This window comes from Synechococcus sp. M16CYN, from assembly GCF_040371545.1.
Lineage (GTDB): Bacteria > Cyanobacteriota > Cyanobacteriia > PCC-6307 > Cyanobiaceae > Parasynechococcus.
This window is the reverse complement of sequence record NZ_AP029048.1, coordinates 909,509-927,028: the sequence shown is the minus strand read 5'-3', so window position 1 is coordinate 927,028 and position 17,520 is coordinate 909,509. Positions and strand designations below refer to the sequence as shown.

Below are 17,520 nucleotides of genomic sequence, written 5' to 3'. Positions count from 1 at the left end.
AACATCAACCAGACGAAATGCATGGACTGCAGTGACTTCTCCTGCAGAAACCAACACGTTTGGCGATCCTAGGCAGACGGCACACCGCGCCCAGCAACAGCAATGCTTTATATACACTGCTGCCCAGGCCCCTTTGCAAATGCGCTTAGCAAGCCTGGCAAAAGAGACAGCTAGCATTTGGTCGCAATCGGTAGGTGCGAACAATTGACACGACTTAAAGACTGTAAACGGTTGAGATCAACCAAATTCAACATCTAGGTGTCTCTTGAACTTTTGGAGGCATTTAGCCGTAAAGCCTGAGCATACTTTAGTGCTTGGTAGTAATGAACTGAAAATGCTCTAAATAGGCTGTAGCCTTGTGAAGTTTGATTGTGTGTCCCCCCTCAACAATGAAATCAAACGTGAGGGGGTCATCAGACTGACTGATGCCGATGCCTTCCTTCAGGTGGCGCCAACCTCTGCGGATAACTTAAAACAAGTTCCGTCAAACAGGGAAAGCTGTTGAGGTTTTACAGCTAAGCCACCTATCACTTACACAACCTGAGTCTGGCCAAACCGTAGCAATCGTTTCTCGACAGTATCGAGATGTGGTGCTTTGAACTAATGGCGCGTGCAAAGGCTGATTACATGAGGGGCATGATAACTAACTTCGAAGCCAAACCGCTTGAACTACACTTGTAGGCTGTTGAACAGTTTAACGAAGTCAACTTAGGTAGCCATGTGAAACCTGGGTTTTGTTTTAGAGCAACTAGGTCCGCTAAAGTGCCGAGATAACTTCATGGACTCTAACTGTAGCGGTGGAGGACCGCTTGAAACGGCTTCAACGGCCGAGTAACTCAGCTTCCGAGATGCAATGGACATGGGCCATAGCAGTTCTGCGATCCTGTTGATGGCAAATCAGCATTGTGACCAAGGAAAGCAGCAAATTTTAAATATTCACAACGACTCTAAGCCTTTTTGGATCGTAGACACTTGCGAGAGTAGTGACTGCTTGTCTCACTGAGAATGGCTGTCAATCTGCGTTTAACGGCAGCAGCATCTGCCGAACTAGGGCGCCAGGCTGCAGTAGCTGGTACTCCAGGACTAATGCACCTAGATGTTATTCCAGGGGAGTGCGCCCAGCACATTATCCGAATCCAACCCGGTCGTCTTGCTGGGATCGCGATTGCGCGATCCAACGGTGTCACCTTGTATGCACCAAAAGAACAGCAAGTCATCCTCAAAAACCTATGCCTTGATTATCGGGGCGACCTTAGCGGTGGTGGTTTTTTAATCCGCACTTCTGAGGGAGTTGAACCCTGCGCTTGCGGAGGAGCATTTAGTCGCCAATGACGATTGTGCTGCCGCCCGGTATCCTGTTGGATTATCGAAAATCAGGTCGGGGTGTCCGACCGTACATCGACTCTCGATGCCAACTATTCAACAGCTAATCCGCACAGAGCGTTCACGTCTCAAAGTCAAAACAAAGTCACCGGCTTTGAAGGCTTGCCCCGAGCGGCGGGGAGTGTGCACTCGTGTCTACACCTCTACCCCGAAAAAACCAAACTCGGCACTTCGCAAGGTTGCTCGTGTGCGGCTCACTTCTGGTTTTGAAGTGACTGCTTACATCGGCGGCATCGGACACAACCTTCAAGAGCATTCTGTTGTGCTGATTAGGGGAGGACGTGTTAAGGACTTGCCAGGTGTGCGTTACCACATCATTCGCGGTAGCCTTGACACGGCCGGAGTGAAAGATCGGCGACAATCTCGCTCTAAATATGGTGCCAAGTCTCCTAAGGAATAATCTATGATCACCCCGAAGTTTTATTTTCTCACGACCACAATGTTCTCACTTTAGGATCTCCCTTTTATGTCACGTCGCAACGCTGCTGAAAAGCGCCCAATCCTTCCTGATCCGCAGTTCAACAGTCGACTCGCCACAATGATGGTCGCCCGATTAATTCGGCACGGCAAGAAATCAACTGCTCAACGCATCCTTTCTGATGCCTTCAGTTTAATCAACGAGCGAACCGGTGGCGATCCTTTGGAATTATTCGAGACAGCAGTCAAAAAGACCACCCCTTTGGTTGAAGTTCGCGCTCGTCGTGTTGGCGGCGCCACTTATCAAGTACCCATGGAAGTGCGCCAAGAGCGTGGTACTGCCATGGCTCTCCGCTGGCTCGTAAGTTTTTCACGTGCTCGTAATGGCCGCAGCATGGCTCAAAAGCTTGCTGGCGAACTGATGGATGCAGCAAACGAGGTTGGCAATGCTGTTCGTAAGCGCGAAGAAACCCATAAAATGGCTGAAGCCAACAAAGCTTTCGCTCACTACCGTTACTAGGCCCTATCTACTAGACGAGATAAACGATTGTTCATGCCTGACTTGTAGAGTCGCTCCCGCCTTTTCACGCTTCACCCCCGGAGTATTCCTGTGGCCCGCGCCTTTCCCCTGGAACGCGTCAGAAACATTGGTATCGCCGCTCATATTGATGCGGGTAAGACCACTACGACGGAACGAATTCTGTTTTACTCAGGTGTGGTTCACAAAATCGGCGAGGTGCATGATGGCGCCGCGGTGACTGACTGGATGGCCCAAGAGCGAGAACGAGGTATCACCATTACTGCCGCGGCTATTTCCACAAGCTGGAAGGACCATCGCGTCAATATCATCGACACGCCTGGGCACGTCGATTTCACCATTGAGGTTGAACGTTCTATGCGCGTTCTTGATGGTGTAATTGCCGTATTCTGTGCCGTTGGTGGTGTCCAGCCCCAATCGGAAACGGTCTGGAGGCAAGCTGACCGCTATTCCGTCCCTCGGATGGTGTTCGTGAACAAGATGGATCGCACGGGTGCCGACTTCCTTAAGGTTCATGGTCAAATTAGGGATCGACTCAAAGCCAATGCCGTCCCCATTCAACTTCCGATCGGTGCCGAAGGCGAACTGAGCGGCATTATCGATCTCGTCGAGAACAAGGCACATATCTACAAAGACGATCTTGGTCAGGACATCGAAGTCACCGATGTCCCCACTGGTATGAAGGATCAGGTCGAAAGATGGCGAGCCGTTCTGATGGAGGCAGTAGCCGAAACTGACGAAGCTCTCATAGAGCAGTTCCTTGAAACCGGCGAGCTCTCTAGTAACGATCTCAAGCAAGGTATTCGAGCAGGCGTTTTAAAGCATGGTTTCGTACCATTACTTTGCGGCTCTGCGTTCAAAAACAAAGGTGTTCAGCTAGTACTTGACGCTGTTGTTGATTACCTCCCTGCGCCTATTGACGTTCCTCCTATTCAGGGTGTCCTTCCTGATCGCAGCGAAGCTGTTCGCTCTTCTGACGATAAAGCGCCTTTCAGCGCCCTGGCTTTCAAAGTCATGACTGATCCTTACGGCAAGCTCACATTCATTAGAATGTATTCCGGTCTTCTAGAAAAGGGCAGCTATGTATTGAACTCCACCAAAGGAGTGAAGGAGCGCATCTCCCGCTTGGTGGTGTTGAAAGCAGACGATCGCGAAGAGGTTGATCAACTCCAGGCTGGCGATCTAGGTGCCGTGCTTGGCCTAAAAAGCACCACAACCGGTGACACTCTATGCGCCACCAATGACCCCATTGTTCTTGAGACACTCTTCGTGCCTGAACCAGTGATCTCGGTGGCAGTTGAGCCTAAAACCAAGGGTGATATGGAGAAACTGTCCAAGGCCTTGATTTCGCTTGCGGAAGAGGACCCCACGTTTCGTGTCCATACAGATAATGAAACAGGCCAGACCGTGATTGCTGGCATGGGTGAGCTTCATCTTGAAATCCTGGTGGACAGGATGTTGCGCGAATTTAAAGTTGAAGCCAACATCGGTGCCCCACAAGTCTCGTACCGTGAGACGATTCGCGGTTCCTCAAAGGGTGAAGGAAAATTCTCCCGACAGACTGGAGGCAAGGGCCAATACGGTCACGTCGTAATTGAGATGGAGCCAGGTGAGCCTGAATCCGGCTTCGTGTTTGTGAATAAAATTGTTGGCGGCGTTGTTCCAAAAGAGTTTATCAAGCCCTCAGAGCAAGGCATGAAAGAAACCTGCGAGTCCGGTGTTATCGCAGGTTTCCCTCTCATTGATGTGAAAGTCAGCATGGTCGATGGGTCATATCACGATGTGGACTCATCGGAAATGGCTTTTAAAATCGCAGCTTCTATGGCCTTTAAAGACGCGGTCAAGAAATGCAATCCAGTGCTGCTTGAGCCAATGATGAAGGTCGAGGTCGAAGTCCCCGAGGACTTTCTCGGGTCGATCATAGGAGACCTATCTTCCCGTCGAGGACAGGTTGAAGGTCAGGCTATTGATGATGGCACTTCAAAAGTCTCTTCCAAGGTTCCTCTAGCTGAAATGTTCGGCTATGCCACCGAACTCCGATCCATGACTCAGGGTCGGGGTATTTTCTCGATGGAATTCAGCCACTATGAGGATGTTCCTCGCAATGTGGCCGAAGCCGTCATCTCTAAGAATCAGGGCAATTCCTGATCTCTACACTCCCCTAATCTCACCCTTGATTCTTTAAAATCAAATGGCACGCGAGAAGTTCGAAAGGAACAAGCCCCATGTTAACATCGGCACCATCGGCCATGTTGACCACGGTAAAACCACCCTTACAGCAGCAATAACCAATGTGCTCGCTAAAAAAGGGCAGGCTCAAGTTCAGAATTACACAGATATTGATGGTGCTCCAGAGGAGCGTGAGCGCGGTATCACCATCAATACCGCACACGTTGAATATGAGACAGATAGCCGTCACTACGCTCACGTGGACTGCCCTGGTCACGCTGATTATGTGAAAAATATGATCACTGGCGCTGCCCAAATGGATGGTGCAATCCTAGTTTGCTCCGCTACGGACGGCCCTATGGCACAAACCAAAGAGCATATCCTTCTGGCCAAGCAGGTTGGCGTTCCTGCTCTTGTTGTTGCACTAAATAAATGCGATGTGGTTGATGACGAAGAGATTATCGAATTGGTAGAAATGGAGATTCGTGAGCTGTTGTCTAGCTACGATTTCCCTGGCGACGACATTCCAGTTGTTCAAGTCTCAGGTCTGAAAGCAATTGAAGGAGAAGCTGAATGGGAAGCCAAGATTGAAGAGTTGATGGCTGCTGTTGATTCTAATATCCCTGAACCTGAGCGTGAAATTGACAAGCCATTTTTGATGGCTGTTGAAGATGTTTTCTCTATCACTGGCCGTGGCACCGTAGCTACCGGGCGGATCGAACGTGGCGTTGTCAAGGTTGGTGAGGAAGTCGAAGTTGTGGGAATCCGCAAGCCTCGTAAAACCACAGTTACCGGCGTAGAGATGTTCCGCAAATTGCTCGACGAAGGGATGGCAGGAGACAACGTCGGTTTGCTGCTGCGTGGCATGCAGAAAGAAGATATTGAACGTGGCATGGTGCTAGTGAAGCCTGGCTCCATCACACCTCACACCAAATTCGAAGGTCAAGTATATGTTTTAAAGAAGGAAGAAGGCGGCCGTCATACTCCCTTTTTTGCTGGCTACCGGCCGCAGTTTTACATTCGCACGACGGATGTTACCGGCCAAATCACCGCCTTTACTTCCGAAGACGGCTCTAACGTGGAAATGGTGATGCCTGGTGACAACATCCAAATGACCGGTGAACTAATCTGCCCTGTGGCCATGGAAATGGGCATGCGCTTCGCTATTCGTGAAGGTGGTCGCACTATTGGTGCCGGCGTGGTCTCCAAGATAATCGAGTAATTAGCAACTGTTTTCACCTTCATATGAGGACGGCGATGGTGAGGCTTCAGTCTCCCATCGCCTAGGTTGGGTTTGAACTTTGACAATCGCATGCAGGCCTCCTACTGGCCCTTATCACCATTTCCAGTTCTCCTATGTCTACTGCAATCGCTCAGCAGAAAATCCGTATTCGATTGAAAGCGTTTGACCGTCGAATGCTCGATTTGTCTTGCGACAAAATTATCGAAACGGCTGATACCACGGCTGCATCTGCCATTGGGCCGATCCCCCTCCCCACAAAGCGTAAAATCTACTGCGTTCTTCGCTCTCCCCATGTAGACAAAGATTCTCGAGAGCACTTTGAGACTAGAACCCACTGTCGAATAATTGACATATATAGCCCGTCAACAAAAACCATCGATGCTCTAATGAAACTTGATCTCCCTAGTGGTGTTGACATCGAGGTGAAGCTCTGATCCCATCGATCGGAACAGTCTTTTCCTAAGATCAGGAAACCTTCAACACGGCGTCCGTGTCCGATTATTCCGTTAGGGAACTTCCTCTGTTCCCGTTGCCGGACGTTGTGTTATTCCCGCAACAACTCTTACCACTCCATATTTTCGAATCACGCTACCGAATGTTGCTCCGGTCCGTGTTGGAGGCTGATAGGCGTTTCGGCGTTATCCGAGTTGACCCTGAAACTGGTTATACAGCTGACGTGGGGTGCTGTGCCGAAGTGCTGCAACATCAGACCAGTGACGATGGTCGCAGTTACATAGTGACCATCGGACAGCAGCGCTTTCGACTTCTCAATACCACGCGGGAAACGCCTTACCGAATGGCGATGGTTAGTTGGATTGAAGATGAGCCGGTGATAAACCAAGAAAGGTTAATGGGATTAAAAGATCAAGTAAGCGGGGCCTTAAAAGATGTAGTAGCGCTTACAGCGAAACTACAAGGTCGCCATGTCGAACTTCCAGCAGATCTGCCAGATCTACCCCGAGAACTCTCCTTCTGGATTGGTGCCCATTTGGACAATCGCGCCGCTGCTGAGCAGCAGACTCTTCTTGAACTCACCGACACCCATGATCGACTTTATCGGCAATTTGAAATGTTGGATCACACGCGCCGACAATTGGCTGCTCGCACTGTTCTGATGGATCTGAAATAATGCTGATTTTTCTGTTTTTGCTAACCGGTATCGCTGTAACTTTTACGTTTTTGTTATGGATCCAAGGTGATCGTCGTTATCAATCATCTGAAAGTGTTGCTGCTGCTTACGATGCCTGGACTAATGACCGTCTTCTAGAACGCCTTTGGGGAGATCACGTGCACCTGGGTCATTACGGAAATCCGCCAAGGTACAGCGACTTCCGTGAGGCGAAAGTGTCTTTCGTCCATGAACTAGTGCAGTGGAGTGGTCTCAATCAGCTCCCCACTGGATCCAAGGTTCTGGATGTAGGATGCGGCATTGGTGGCAGTGCTCGCATCCTAGCTCGTGACTACAATTTTAACGTTGTTGGTATCAGTATCAGTCCTGCTCAAGTTACTCGAGCCATAGAGCTAACACCCCATGATTTAAATTGTTGCTTCCATGTGATGGATGCACTCAGCCTACGGTTGCCAGATCAAAGCTTCGACGCCGTTTGGAGCGTGGAAGCAGGTCCCCATATGCCAAATAAGCAGCGATACGCAGATGAACTCTTAAGAGTCTTAAAACCTGGGGGTCTGCTTGCAGTAGCGGACTGGAATCGCCGTGATCCATCGGATGGCGCCATGAGTAAAATAGAGCGTATTGTGATGCGTCAACTACTCAATCAATGGTCCCATCCAGAATTTGCCAGCATCGCTAGCTTCCGGCACAATCTGGAAAATAGCCACTATGCCCAGGGAGGTCTCCGTACCGATGACTGGAGTAGAGCAACCCTTCCATCTTGGATAGATTCCATTGTAGAAGGTCTACGGCGTCCTGGCGCAATTCTTGATATTGGTCCTAAAGCTGTAATTCAGGGGTTAAGGGAAACCCCAACACTTCTCTTGATGCACTGGGCCTTCGCTACAGGCTTGATGCAGTTCGGAGTTTTTAAGTTTGATCGCCAATGAATTCCGTGCTGGGATAAGCCCCAAAGTGAACTAAGTGCTTGCAGAGTGGCTCGAGCTGTTTGACCAGCTCAGGCAGAGCTTCAATCCGGTCACTAGGTAGATCAACATCCACAAAAAATACATACTCGCCAAGCGCCCGCTTAGAAGGACGTGACTCAATTCGGCTCATATTGAGGCCTCCTTTCGCTATACAGGTTAAGATTTCTACTAAAGCGCCTGGAACATTTTGATGAAGCGAAAAAGCCAAGCTCGCTAAAGCTCCTTTATTTTGACGATCATTACGCCTCAATAGCAGGAAGCGTGTGCAATTACCGGCCACATCGTTTACGGGAAATGCTAGTTCTTTTAAGCCATTCTCAATCCCTGCAGCTTGTGAAGCAATTGCCGCTCGAAAATGACTGCCCACCACCATTTGTGCAGCTTCGGCCGTTGACGATGTGGGAAGCTGCAACGCTCGCGGCAAATGGGTCGCCAACCAGCCACTGCACTGGGCTAACGCCTGAGGATGGGATAGCACTTCGGTGATATTTGATACATTTCCCTGACTTAGTAGAGCATGACGAATGGGAATCACCAAAGCGCGACTAATGCAGAGATCGCGATGGGACCATAATGCATCCAACGTGGCAGTCACGCCACCCTCAACAGAATTCTCAATGGGCACCACGGCTGCATCACATTGCGTTCTCGTCAACTTTTCAACAACCGCATGCAAGCCAGCACAAGGGACTAATTCGACGTCACCCATCGCCTCCAATTCCACCAAAGCTCGGGCAGCTTGCTCTCCATAAGTCCCTGTGGGACCGAGGTAAGCGAGACGTATGAGCATGAAAAGTCGGGCCGTATGGACTGGATAGGATCATGCCGCGTTGGGTGATGGTATGCCTCTGGCCTTCGAAGCTAGTCAGAAGATGGACCTTCCCGTTCAATGCAATGCAGAACTACTGCCCGACTACCTGCAACAAGAGGAACGTGTGTTGAGAGCACTGCTGGATACGCGCCAATTAAGAAGAACCAAACTGGGGCATTACCGCTACCTCGTCACCAGCTTGCAGGTATTTCAATTGCAAGTGAAACCTGTTGTATCCCTCGAAATTGAAACCAAAGCCAACACTCTTGTGATGAAGGCAGTGGATTGCGAACTTGAGGGACTTAGTGGTGTAGATGACTTTCAGTTATCCTTGGAGTCACGTCTTACAAGTGATCACCGAGGGCTAAATGGGCATGCTCACCTTGCGGTAAGAGTTAGCCAGCCTCAGCTGCTACGTTTAATCCCCCGCTATGTTCTGGAATCCACAGGTGAATCGATTCTTAATGGGATCTTGATCGGGATAAAATCACGAGTTGGCAAGCAACTCATCAACGACTTTAACCACTGGTGTACAACACTCAAATTCGAACCATCAAGCCAATAAACGTCTGAGAAAACTATTTCGATGCAAGGAGGTGGGACCTAGATCCAGCAGCGCTTTTCGGTGCAATGCTGTTCCATACCCCACATTTCGTTCCAAGCTATACCCTGGAAACCGCAAAGCCAAACGACGAATCAGAGCATCACGAACCTCTTTCGCCAGCACGCTGGCAGCAGCTATAGCGGCTGAGTAACTATCTCCAGCTACTAGCACCTGTTGTGGACCATTCCAGAGGCGGAGGCGGAGTTTACCATCAACGAGAACAAGATTTGGGGATTGTGGTAGCTTTTGAAGAGCCCTAAGCATTGCTTGTTCTGTAGCACCTCTGATTCCCAGGACATCGATTTCACCAGCAGAGGCTTGTCCAAGTCCCCACGCTTTGCTCTCTTGTCGAATGACCGGTACGAGTTCTGAGCGTTGCTTAGCGGACAGTTTTTTGCTGTCGTTAAGGCCAGCTTGCCAGAGCTGTTGCTCCGCTAGCTTGTCTAGCACTACAACAGCAGCAAACACTGGGCCGAACAAGCAACCGCGACCGACTTCGTCGATCCCTGCTATCAAAAGACTGTTAGAAACTCTCTGCAATTTAGTCACTTACTTCGCTAGATGTTGGCGCAGAGGAGCGCCGGCGCCGGCGGCGCGACTCTTCAACCTCATCCTCTGATTGAGTTGGTTCGAATAGAGCGGTGGGCCCTGGATCTGAAGTAACCTCCACTGCGGCAACACTTTCCGATGAGATACCGTCTACCATTAATGAAGCAGAATCGTTTCTCTGATCGATGGCGCCTAATGTAGTAGCTAACTGAGCAGGCATGGCTTCTGACAAAGTTATGCCGACACGTGTGCCAGTTCGATTACCTGTTCCACCACGATTACCGCGTCGGCGGCGCCGTCCAGCACTAAGTGCTAGTTGCTGACGTGCCTCTTCAAGAATCTCTTGCTCATCCTCACCAGGAAGAACAGCGAGCACTAGAATCTCCTCCAATTCAGGTGGTTCCTCTAAAAGCAAGGTTGGATTAAGCCCAAGCCAGCTATACACCTTTTGTTGTTCCTCCGTCATTGGAACAAGGACTAGCTTTGGCTCTTGACGGCGAACTAGAACAGGCTCTTGAGTGCTATCCGTTGACTCTTCTGATACCTCAGAATTGATCACGGCGGCTTCAGCTGATAGTGCGCCACCACCATCTGCAGTGGTTCGGCCATGGCTACTGCGTCGACGACGACTGCTGCTAGCCGCAGTCTCTCCTGAAGAGATTGCCTCAGCCCTGGTAAAAGCTACCGAACGAACTAAACCAGTCGCCGTCGCTAAAGGTTGGAGCAGATCTTTTCCCGGTAAAACTGCCACATGACCAAGACCGCCACAACTTGGACAGACACGACCAAACAATTCATAAATGTTCTGTCCTTGACGCTTCCGGGTGAGCTCCACCAGGCCCAGCTCACTGAGTTGCGCAATTTGTGGACGGGCAGAGTCACTTCGAGTTGCCGTTGTGAAATACTCCAATAACTGAAGCTGATCACGACGGGAGTCCATATCAATGAAGTCAATGATGATTACTCCCCCAATATTGCGAAGTTTCAGTTGCCTCGCGATTTCAATCGCTGCCTCACAGTTAGTCCAGAGTACTGTTTCCCGTGCATTCGCTGACCGCGTAAATGAGCCAGAGTTTACGTCAATGACCGTGAGCGCTTCCGTAGGTTCAATGATCACATAGCCGCCCGAAGGAAGATCAACCCTCGGTTTCAATGCATCCCGAATAGCTGCATTAATCTTGTAATGCTCGAGCAGTTCGGTGAACTCGTCGTGAGCTTCAACTAAAACGTTGCTAACCTCAGATCCAAGGAAACTGCTGACTCTGGAGACAGATGCCGGATCATCAACTACGACACGAATAAGATCTGGACCCATATGATCGCGAAGGATACGATGAATAAAATCTTCATCACGATTTAATAAGACAGGAGGGGCTGCAGTTTCCGCCGCCTGTTGGATTGCGTCCCACTGACGTAAGAGGGCCTCAAGGTCATCAATTAGTAACTCTTCACTAATTCCATCCGCTTCGGTACGAATCAGAAGTCCAGCACCTGGTGGTTTTACCAGAACACCTAAGGCTCTTAGTCTGTTGCGCTCCGCTTCAGAATTAATACGACGTGAAATATTCACCCCAAGGCCGTGAGGTTGAAGAACCAGATACCGGCCAGGAAGAGCCAAATTCCCAGTAAGTCGCGGCCCCTTCGTACCTGTAGGCTCTTTCATCACTTGCACTAAAACCTTTTGGCAAGGCTCAAGCAATTCCGTGATACCAGCAGAACCTTTTTTTAGACGAAGGGGACCAAGATCCGTAACATGAATAAAACCGTTTTTTTCACTTTCTCCGATATTAACGAAAGCAGCGTCTATACCAGGGAGCACATTTTCAACTGTGCCTAAATAGACGTCACCAATCTGATATCGACCTTGAGCAACGATCAGTTCATCTACTCGCTCACCGGAGAGTACAGCCGCGATGCGCAGCTGTTCCGCGATGACAATTTGCTGGGGCATAAAAGAACAGGCTTGAGCCCATGCGAGACCTTAATCCGATCAGACGCCTACAGGTGTACTGCATCGGGGTGTTTGGTGAATTTAGAGGTCTTAAAAGACCGAAGCGACCTAGAGCCGAAACTCTTGTGAAAACAAGCCTGGAGTCCTAATCAAACCGCGACGCAAGTGCCGGGTCTCAACATCCAACTAGGTCAAACAAGACCGAAACAAGCAAACGCAGATTGTGCGTCGCCTATCCCCGGTCACCATAACACTAAGCAAGTTCCAAACGATCCCTACACAAGGCGTGAATGACGAGAGGGGTGCGCAGCTGTTCCTCCAGCCAGTGTTGAATTTGCGACGGTCGGAGACTTCTTCCCATCCCATCTACTTTTGCTTCTAGGCGCAAACGCAACCGAGGTCCTTCTGGATTAGACAAAATGTCTAACCTGCGTAAGGCCGGCCGACAATCTCTCTGCCGAGACCTACCTTTCTTATCTGTGTCGTGCCAAATAAGCTTATCCGCTGCCAAAAGAGTAGCGATTGCTATGGACCAATTTATAGTCATTCCGCTTTTCAGTGTTAAATCAAAACTCCAAACAGATGCACGGACTTGCTGTGACAGACTCGGACCACTGATGGGCACCTCAAGCACAGATAATAGAGAGAGACCTTCTGGCAGCAGTGGTCGCAAACGTTCCTTCAGTTGAGCAGGTGCAAGGGATTCCGTAAATTCTAAATCCATCCATTCACCACCAGCTTCGACTCCTAATGGAAGAGCCAGGGCGATTTGGATTCTGGGTAAAGGATGAAAACCACCGGTAAAACTGATAGGGAGGCCGCTACGTCTCAGGATTCGCTCTAGCGTACGTATAAGATCAAGGTGGCTCAGCAGCGCCATCGGGCCTGTTTTAGTGAACTGAATCCGCAAACGACAGATCCGACTATTAAGTGGAGCTTGCCTCGGGACCTGCCTCGGAACCTCAGGAGGGGACACCACCACATTGTGACCAAATTCGGATCCACAAACTCCGCAACTGCTGCAACCTTCAAAAGAACAATCAGGAACAATGGTTGCAGTCAAAGCCCGGCGCAAATCTTCCAAAAGCCATGTCTTATCGACACCGGTATCGATATGGTCCCAGGGTAGGGGCTGACGACAAAAAGCCTCGAGATCCTCTTGATCTAATGCATTGACTGCACTCCAACTTCCAACTTCCAACTCTCGATATTTTCCATTCAACCCGGCGTCAGCGATCGCGCTCGTCCAAGCAGTGTAGGCGCGATCGAGCGCTTCAAACCAGGAATCCATTCCAGCCCCGGCGCGCCAAGCAGCCTCAATAACTGGAGCTAGCCGACGGTCGCCTCGGCCAACGAAATCCTCCATTGCAGAGAGGCGCACATCTGTGAAGTTGACCTTCAGTCCGCGTAGATGCTTGAAAGCTAGACGTAGAAGCTTTTGGCGCCGTCGAAACTCATCGCTCGATACGCTATGCCATTGAAATGGTGTGTGCGGTTTTGGCGTGAAGTTGCTAACAGTTACATTTAGATTGAGCCGTCCCAAATCCCGGCAACTCTGCTGCAGCATCGCGCAAGTTTTAGCAATCCCAAGAACATCAGAGTCCGTTTCTCCCGGCAACCCAATCATGAAATACAGCTTTATTTTTCGGTAACCGTTCTGCATAGCAATACGGATACCCTTCAAGAGGTCATCATCAGTCAACCCTTTATTGACGATATCTCGTAAGCGCTGGGTTCCTGCCTCTGGAGCGAAGGTGAGACCGGACCGTCTAGCCCCACCAAGAATATGAGCAATGTTGTGATCGAAACGATCTACACGCTGACTGGGCAGTTGCAAGCTAATGTTTTGGTCAATCAGGCGATTGCGTAATTCGACACCAACAGCAGGCAGAGCAAGATAATCACTACAACTCAGTGAAAGCAATGAAAAATCGCTGTAACCGGTTTGCTTAATACCAGCTTCCACTGCTTCGATGACAGCCTCAGGCTCTACATCCCGAGCTGGGCGAGTTAGCATGCCGGGCTGACAAAAACGGCAACCGCGGGTACAGCCTCGCCTAATCTCCACGGTGAGGCGGTCATGCACCGTTTCCACATACGGAACAAGCCCCGTAGCGTAATGAGGTATGGGAGTCGCCACTCGGCGCAGCACTCGCCTTGGCAGTTCAGAATACAGTGGCTGAAGTGAAACGCCGTCGGCTCCAGGGCCGTAAAGTGACGGAATGTACACCCCGGGAACCTGGGCTAGATCTCTCAGCAGTTGAGAGCGGCGCCAGCCTTTGGCTTTGGCTTGAGCAACTACCAAACCGATTTCTGGTAAGAGCTCTTCACCATCTCCTAAGGCTATAAAATCAAAAAACAGGGCATAAGGCTCAGGGTTACTCGTGGCGGTTGGACCACCTGCAAAAACCAACGGGATCGAAGCCGGATCATTCAACGGCAAATCACCGCGGTTTGATGCACGAATCGGAACCTGACTAAGGTCCAACATTTCAAGGATGTTGGTCACACCAAGCTCATAACTCAAGCTAAAACCAAGAATGTCGAACGCTAGCAATGGAAGTCGACTTTCCACCGCGAATAATGGCTGCTTTCGCTTTCGCAAGCGATCTATCAAATCCGCTGCTGGCAAATAGGCACGATCGCATAATTGCCCAGGAACAGCATTAAGAATCGAATAAAGAATGACATGCCCCAAATTACTAGAACCGACTTCGTAAATTTCTGGGTATGTAAGAGCCCAACGCACGGAAGCACTGTTCCAATTTCGTGGAACAACCCCTAACTCACACCCCATGTACCGGCCTGGTTTTTTGATGCCTTGACCGACTAGAGCATAAAAATCGACCGGCTGATCCACAGCAGATACGACCACAGAACGTGACTCGGCTTGTCAATAGATCCTAGTAGAGCTGCTGACAGGGCAGTATGTACTTACTAGAGACCGCCTACGACTCCGTGGTGAAAATCAACGATAATTATCTAAAACTCAAAGCGGGTTATCTATTTCCAGAGATCAATCGACGAGTCAAAGCATTCCGTTTCGCCAACCCCGATGCCGCTTTGATCAGACTTGGCATTGGTGACGTCACGGAGCCACTGCCTCCGGCCTGCCGTGAAGCAATGAAAAATGCCATTGACGATATGGGTACAGCAGAGGGTTTCCGCGGTTATGGACCAGAGCAGGGGTATGAGTGGCTACGCAAAGCGATCGCTGAACACGACTTCCAGTCCCGCGGCTGTGACGTGAATGCGGAAGAGATTTTCATATCCGATGGCTCTAAGTGTGACAGCAGCAATATCCTCGATATCTTTGGAGCAGGTAACCGAGTTGCAGTAACTGATCCGGTATATCCAGTGTACGTCGATAGTAACGTAATGGCCGGCCAAACCGGCAAAGCTGACTCTGAAGGTCGGTACGCTGGGCTCACCTACCTGCCGATCAGTGCCGATAACGATTTTGCGGCGGAGATTCCCAGTGAACCAGTAGACCTGATTTATCTCTGCTTTCCAAACAATCCTACTGGGGCTGTGGCTACCAAAGCACAACTCAAAACGTGGGTGGAATATGCGCGAGGTAATAACGCTTTGATTTTGTTCGATGCCGCTTATGAGGCTTTTATTCAAGACCCTGATTTACCTCATTCGATCTTCGAGGTCGAAGGTGCTCGGGAGTGCGCGATCGAATTCCGATCCTTTTCTAAAAATGCTGGATTTACTGGAACCCGCTGTGCTTTAACTGTTATTCCCAAGGGACTCACAGGAACCTGTGGCCAGGGAGAGCAGATAGAACTCTGGAGTTTATGGAACCGACGTCAAAGCACCAAATCAAATGGTGTTAGCTACATTGTTCAACGTGGAGCTGAAGCGGTCTATTCCGCAGCCGGCCAAGCTGAAGTGAAGGCTCTGGTTAGCTTTTATATGAAAAACGCCGCCATAATCCGCCATGGATTAAGTGTTTCCGGCTTTGAATTCTATGGTGGCCAGCACGCTCCGTATGTATGGATTAAAACTCCTAATGGCATAGATTCCTGGGGATTTTTTGACTACTTACTCAACACAATCAGTGTGGTGGGAACGCCAGGCATAGGATTCGGTGCAGCAGGCGAAGGTTATTTCCGTCTCTCTGCCTTCAACAGTCGTGAGAATGTGAATGAGACCATGGAAAGAATCAAATGTCTTTAGCTGAAATGGGATTTGATTTCCTATACATTTCAATAAGTGAACTCCTTATCCATGGCGGTGGAGACTCCCAAACGCAGTCCCGGGGGGGCTGCTGTTCTGGATAGAGCAATTGAACAAACCCGCAAACACTCCCCTCGTTACAAGGTGTTACTTCACAATGACCCAGTGAATAGCATGGAGTATGTGGTTGGCACTTTGCGTCAGGTAGTTCCTCAATTAAGTGAACAAGACGCCCTGGCCATCATGCTGGAGGCGCACAACACAGGAGTAGGCCTGGTTATCGTTTGTGACATTGAGCCCGCCGAATTTTACTGCGAAACCCTGAAATCCAAGGGTTTAACGAGTTCGATCGAACCGGAGGATTAAACTTGTTGCTAGCGCTTCTAAACAGCTTTCTACTGCTTCAGCCGCGCTATTTACCTTTACTCTTCATAATTCCGCTTCTTTACGGGCTGGGGTGGCTCATAGCCATCGCACTTGCCCCCTTTGGCTTGGCTTCCGGCAGCATCTCATTAACGGGTACGCTGCTTAGCTTTTTTATGTTCCTAGCTTTGATGCCGCGTTGGGTTGATCAGCGTTGGGGAGAAAAAGACTGCTGGATGACCCTGGGGATACGAAGACGCTATAGCGATCGACGACCGTCTCATCTCAGAGCCATGATGCGAGGATTGCTCATAGCCTTGGTGCTGCTGAGTGTGGTAACGATTCCAGCATTGCTGTGTGGTTGGGGAACGTGGTTGGGGATATGGAAGGTGTCAACAAGCATAAATGCCCTAATGCTCTGTCTCGGAGTAGGATTAGCGGAGGAACTAATCTTCCGTGCGTGGCTATGGGAAGAGCTAAAGCGCTTTATGGGGTCCTCAAGCGCTTTAATTAGCCAAGCTCTGGTATTTAGCATTGTGCATATACGATTTAACCTTGGCGCTACGTCAACACTCAAGCTGTTGATTAGCCTCTTTTTTTTGGGGATAGCGCTAGCTGCGCAGCGGTACTTGGATAACGGGTCGCTCTGGGGATGTATCGGTCTACATGGGGGCCTTGTCGGCGCTTGGTTCCTTTTGCAGAATGGCCTTTTGACGTTGTCTCCCAGAGCCCCTATATGGCTTGTTGGATCCTCGGAAAGCCACACAAACCCGCTCAGTGGCACGGTCGCGATCATAGCGTTTTCTCTTCTTATCTTATGGCAATGGAGAAGTATCAACCATGTCACTCTAAGTAACAGCGAAAGCTGATAGCTTGTTAAAAGAACAGATTAAACGTTGTAAAAAATGAGCTGTATAAAGAACAGGAGCGAAAGAGCAAAAATTGTTAGTTCAGATATCTAAAAGATAAAATTAGATTTTTGTACTTTAACCCAAGCTGAAATGACATAGAATAGTCACTAAATAAAAGCTAATCGGTTTTGATTACAAACGCAATTAGATTTGTGCAGGAAACGATCGACTGAAACTGAACTGCATTACTAGAAATCTTGCGGCAAGTTAATAACTTGACATTCCAGTAATCCGCGAAATATTAAGTAATTAAAATTAATGTAGGCTCCACAAGAACCGAAGAGATCGACCAAAGT

18 protein-coding genes are annotated in these 17,520 nt (G+C 49.6%); 14 read left to right on the top strand and 4 right to left on the bottom strand.

All coding sequences use genetic code 11. From position 1 onward, the window contains the following. The first annotated feature begins 31 nt into the window (after window positions 1-31). From ABWV55_RS04400 to ABWV55_RS04355, 10 genes are all read left to right on the top strand, one after another. Window positions 32-208, top strand: coding sequence for a hypothetical protein (locus tag ABWV55_RS04400; protein WP_353292460.1), 177 nt, complete (start codon window positions 32-34; stop codon window positions 206-208). Window positions 209-373: 165 nt separating this feature from the next. Beyond that, window positions 374-505 carry a hypothetical protein gene (locus ABWV55_RS04395; RefSeq protein WP_353292459.1) on the top strand — a complete coding sequence of 44 codons (132 nt, stop codon included), beginning with the start codon at window positions 374-376 and terminating at the stop codon, window positions 503-505. Window positions 506-1,005: 500 nt separating this feature from the next. Next, window positions 1,006-1,332 carry an AIR synthase gene (locus ABWV55_RS04390; protein ID WP_353292458.1) on the top strand — a complete coding sequence of 109 codons (327 nt, stop codon included), beginning with the start codon at window positions 1,006-1,008 and terminating at the stop codon, window positions 1,330-1,332. Window positions 1,333-1,408: 76 nt separating this feature from the next. After that, a complete protein-coding gene (rpsL, locus tag ABWV55_RS04385) occupies window positions 1,409-1,783 on the top strand; it encodes a 30S ribosomal protein S12 (protein WP_353292573.1) in 375 nt (124 codons plus the stop codon). Between the two features lie 66 nt (window positions 1,784-1,849). Beyond that, the gene (rpsG, locus tag ABWV55_RS04380; RefSeq protein ID WP_353292457.1) at window positions 1,850-2,320 is read left to right on the top strand and encodes a 30S ribosomal protein S7; all 471 of its coding nucleotides are present in this window, start codon (window positions 1,850-1,852) and stop codon (window positions 2,318-2,320) included. 90 nt (window positions 2,321-2,410) lie between these two features. Next, window positions 2,411-4,486: an elongation factor G gene (gene fusA, locus ABWV55_RS04375; protein WP_353292456.1), complete on the top strand. Its 2,076-nt coding sequence runs from the start codon at window positions 2,411-2,413 to the stop codon at window positions 4,484-4,486. 43 nt (window positions 4,487-4,529) lie between these two features. Then, window positions 4,530-5,729, top strand: a complete 1,200-nt coding sequence (tuf, locus tag ABWV55_RS04370) for an elongation factor Tu (RefSeq protein WP_353292455.1) — start codon at window positions 4,530-4,532, stop codon at window positions 5,727-5,729. Window positions 5,730-5,863: 134 nt separating this feature from the next. Further along, entirely contained in the window at window positions 5,864-6,184 is a 321-nt protein-coding gene (gene rpsJ / locus ABWV55_RS04365; protein WP_353292454.1) for a 30S ribosomal protein S10, read from the top strand. 56 nt (window positions 6,185-6,240) lie between these two features. Next, window positions 6,241-6,879 (top strand): LON peptidase substrate-binding domain-containing protein, encoded by a 639-nt coding sequence (locus tag ABWV55_RS04360; RefSeq protein WP_353292453.1) that lies wholly within the window; start codon window positions 6,241-6,243, stop codon window positions 6,877-6,879. Further along, window positions 6,879-7,811, top strand: a complete 933-nt coding sequence (locus ABWV55_RS04355; protein ID WP_353292452.1) for a methyltransferase domain-containing protein — start codon at window positions 6,879-6,881, stop codon at window positions 7,809-7,811. Before ABWV55_RS04360 ends, ABWV55_RS04355 begins: the two co-directional genes overlap by 1 nt. Here ABWV55_RS04355 and pheA read toward each other — a convergent pair. Beyond that, window positions 7,792-8,640 (bottom strand): prephenate dehydratase, encoded by an 849-nt coding sequence (gene pheA, locus ABWV55_RS04350; RefSeq protein ID WP_353292451.1) that lies wholly within the window; start codon window positions 8,638-8,640, stop codon window positions 7,792-7,794. The genes ABWV55_RS04355 and pheA overlap by 20 nt on opposite strands. A gap of 52 nt (window positions 8,641-8,692) precedes the next feature. Between pheA and ABWV55_RS04345 the strand changes: the two genes are divergently transcribed. Beyond that, window positions 8,693-9,226, top strand: coding sequence for a DUF1997 domain-containing protein (locus ABWV55_RS04345; protein ID WP_353292450.1), 534 nt, complete (start codon window positions 8,693-8,695; stop codon window positions 9,224-9,226). On the opposite strand, the gene ABWV55_RS04340 is transcribed toward ABWV55_RS04345, so the two are convergent. From ABWV55_RS04340 to ABWV55_RS04330, 3 genes are all read right to left on the bottom strand, one after another. Further along, on the bottom strand, window positions 9,215-9,814 hold the full coding sequence (locus tag ABWV55_RS04340) for a ribonuclease HII (RefSeq protein ID WP_353292449.1): 600 nt from the start codon (window positions 9,812-9,814) through the stop codon (window positions 9,215-9,217). The genes ABWV55_RS04345 and ABWV55_RS04340 overlap by 12 nt on opposite strands. After that, complete coding sequence (locus ABWV55_RS04335) at window positions 9,807-11,765, bottom strand: Rne/Rng family ribonuclease (RefSeq protein ID WP_353292448.1); 1,959 nt, start codon at window positions 11,763-11,765, stop codon at window positions 9,807-9,809. Before ABWV55_RS04335 ends, ABWV55_RS04340 begins: the two co-directional genes overlap by 8 nt. 253 nt (window positions 11,766-12,018) lie before the next feature. After that, window positions 12,019-14,640: a TIGR03960 family B12-binding radical SAM protein gene (locus ABWV55_RS04330; RefSeq protein ID WP_353292447.1), complete on the bottom strand. Its 2,622-nt coding sequence runs from the start codon at window positions 14,638-14,640 to the stop codon at window positions 12,019-12,021. 83 nt (window positions 14,641-14,723) lie between these two features. On the opposite strand from ABWV55_RS04330, the gene ABWV55_RS04325 reads away from it, so the two are divergent. From ABWV55_RS04325 to ABWV55_RS04315, 3 genes are read left to right on the top strand one after another with little or no spacing between them, the layout of a single operon-like run. Continuing rightward, the gene (locus ABWV55_RS04325) at window positions 14,724-15,950 is read left to right on the top strand and encodes an LL-diaminopimelate aminotransferase (RefSeq protein ID WP_353292572.1); all 1,227 of its coding nucleotides are present in this window, start codon (window positions 14,724-14,726) and stop codon (window positions 15,948-15,950) included. A 51-nt stretch (window positions 15,951-16,001) separates the two neighbouring features. Continuing rightward, window positions 16,002-16,316, top strand: coding sequence for an ATP-dependent Clp protease adapter ClpS (gene clpS / locus ABWV55_RS04320; RefSeq protein ID WP_353292571.1), 315 nt, complete (start codon window positions 16,002-16,004; stop codon window positions 16,314-16,316). 2 nt (window positions 16,317-16,318) lie between these two features. Beyond that, window positions 16,319-17,182, top strand: a complete 864-nt coding sequence (locus tag ABWV55_RS04315) for a type II CAAX endopeptidase family protein (protein WP_353292446.1) — start codon at window positions 16,319-16,321, stop codon at window positions 17,180-17,182. The last annotated feature ends 338 nt before the right edge of the window (window positions 17,183-17,520 follow it).

Coding starts and splice junctions, on each gene's coding strand:
- tuf (WP_353292455.1), top strand. CDS start 4,530: ATGGCACGCGAGAAGTTCGAAAGGAACAAGCCCCATGTTAACATCGGC.
- ABWV55_RS04390 (WP_353292458.1), top strand. CDS start 1,006: ATGGCTGTCAATCTGCGTTTAACGGCAGCAGCATCTGCCGAACTAGGG.
- rpsL (WP_353292573.1), top strand. CDS start 1,409: ATGCCAACTATTCAACAGCTAATCCGCACAGAGCGTTCACGTCTCAAA.
- rpsJ (WP_353292454.1), top strand. CDS start 5,864: ATGTCTACTGCAATCGCTCAGCAGAAAATCCGTATTCGATTGAAAGCG.
- clpS (WP_353292571.1), top strand. CDS start 16,002: ATGGCGGTGGAGACTCCCAAACGCAGTCCCGGGGGGGCTGCTGTTCTG.
- ABWV55_RS04355 (WP_353292452.1), top strand. CDS start 6,879: ATGCTGATTTTTCTGTTTTTGCTAACCGGTATCGCTGTAACTTTTACG.
- ABWV55_RS04345 (WP_353292450.1), top strand. CDS start 8,693: ATGCCTCTGGCCTTCGAAGCTAGTCAGAAGATGGACCTTCCCGTTCAA.
- ABWV55_RS04335 (WP_353292448.1), bottom strand. CDS start 11,765: ATGCCCCAGCAAATTGTCATCGCGGAACAGCTGCGCATCGCGGCTGTA.
- pheA (WP_353292451.1), bottom strand. CDS start 8,640: ATGCTCATACGTCTCGCTTACCTCGGTCCCACAGGGACTTATGGAGAG.
- rpsG (WP_353292457.1), top strand. CDS start 1,850: ATGTCACGTCGCAACGCTGCTGAAAAGCGCCCAATCCTTCCTGATCCG.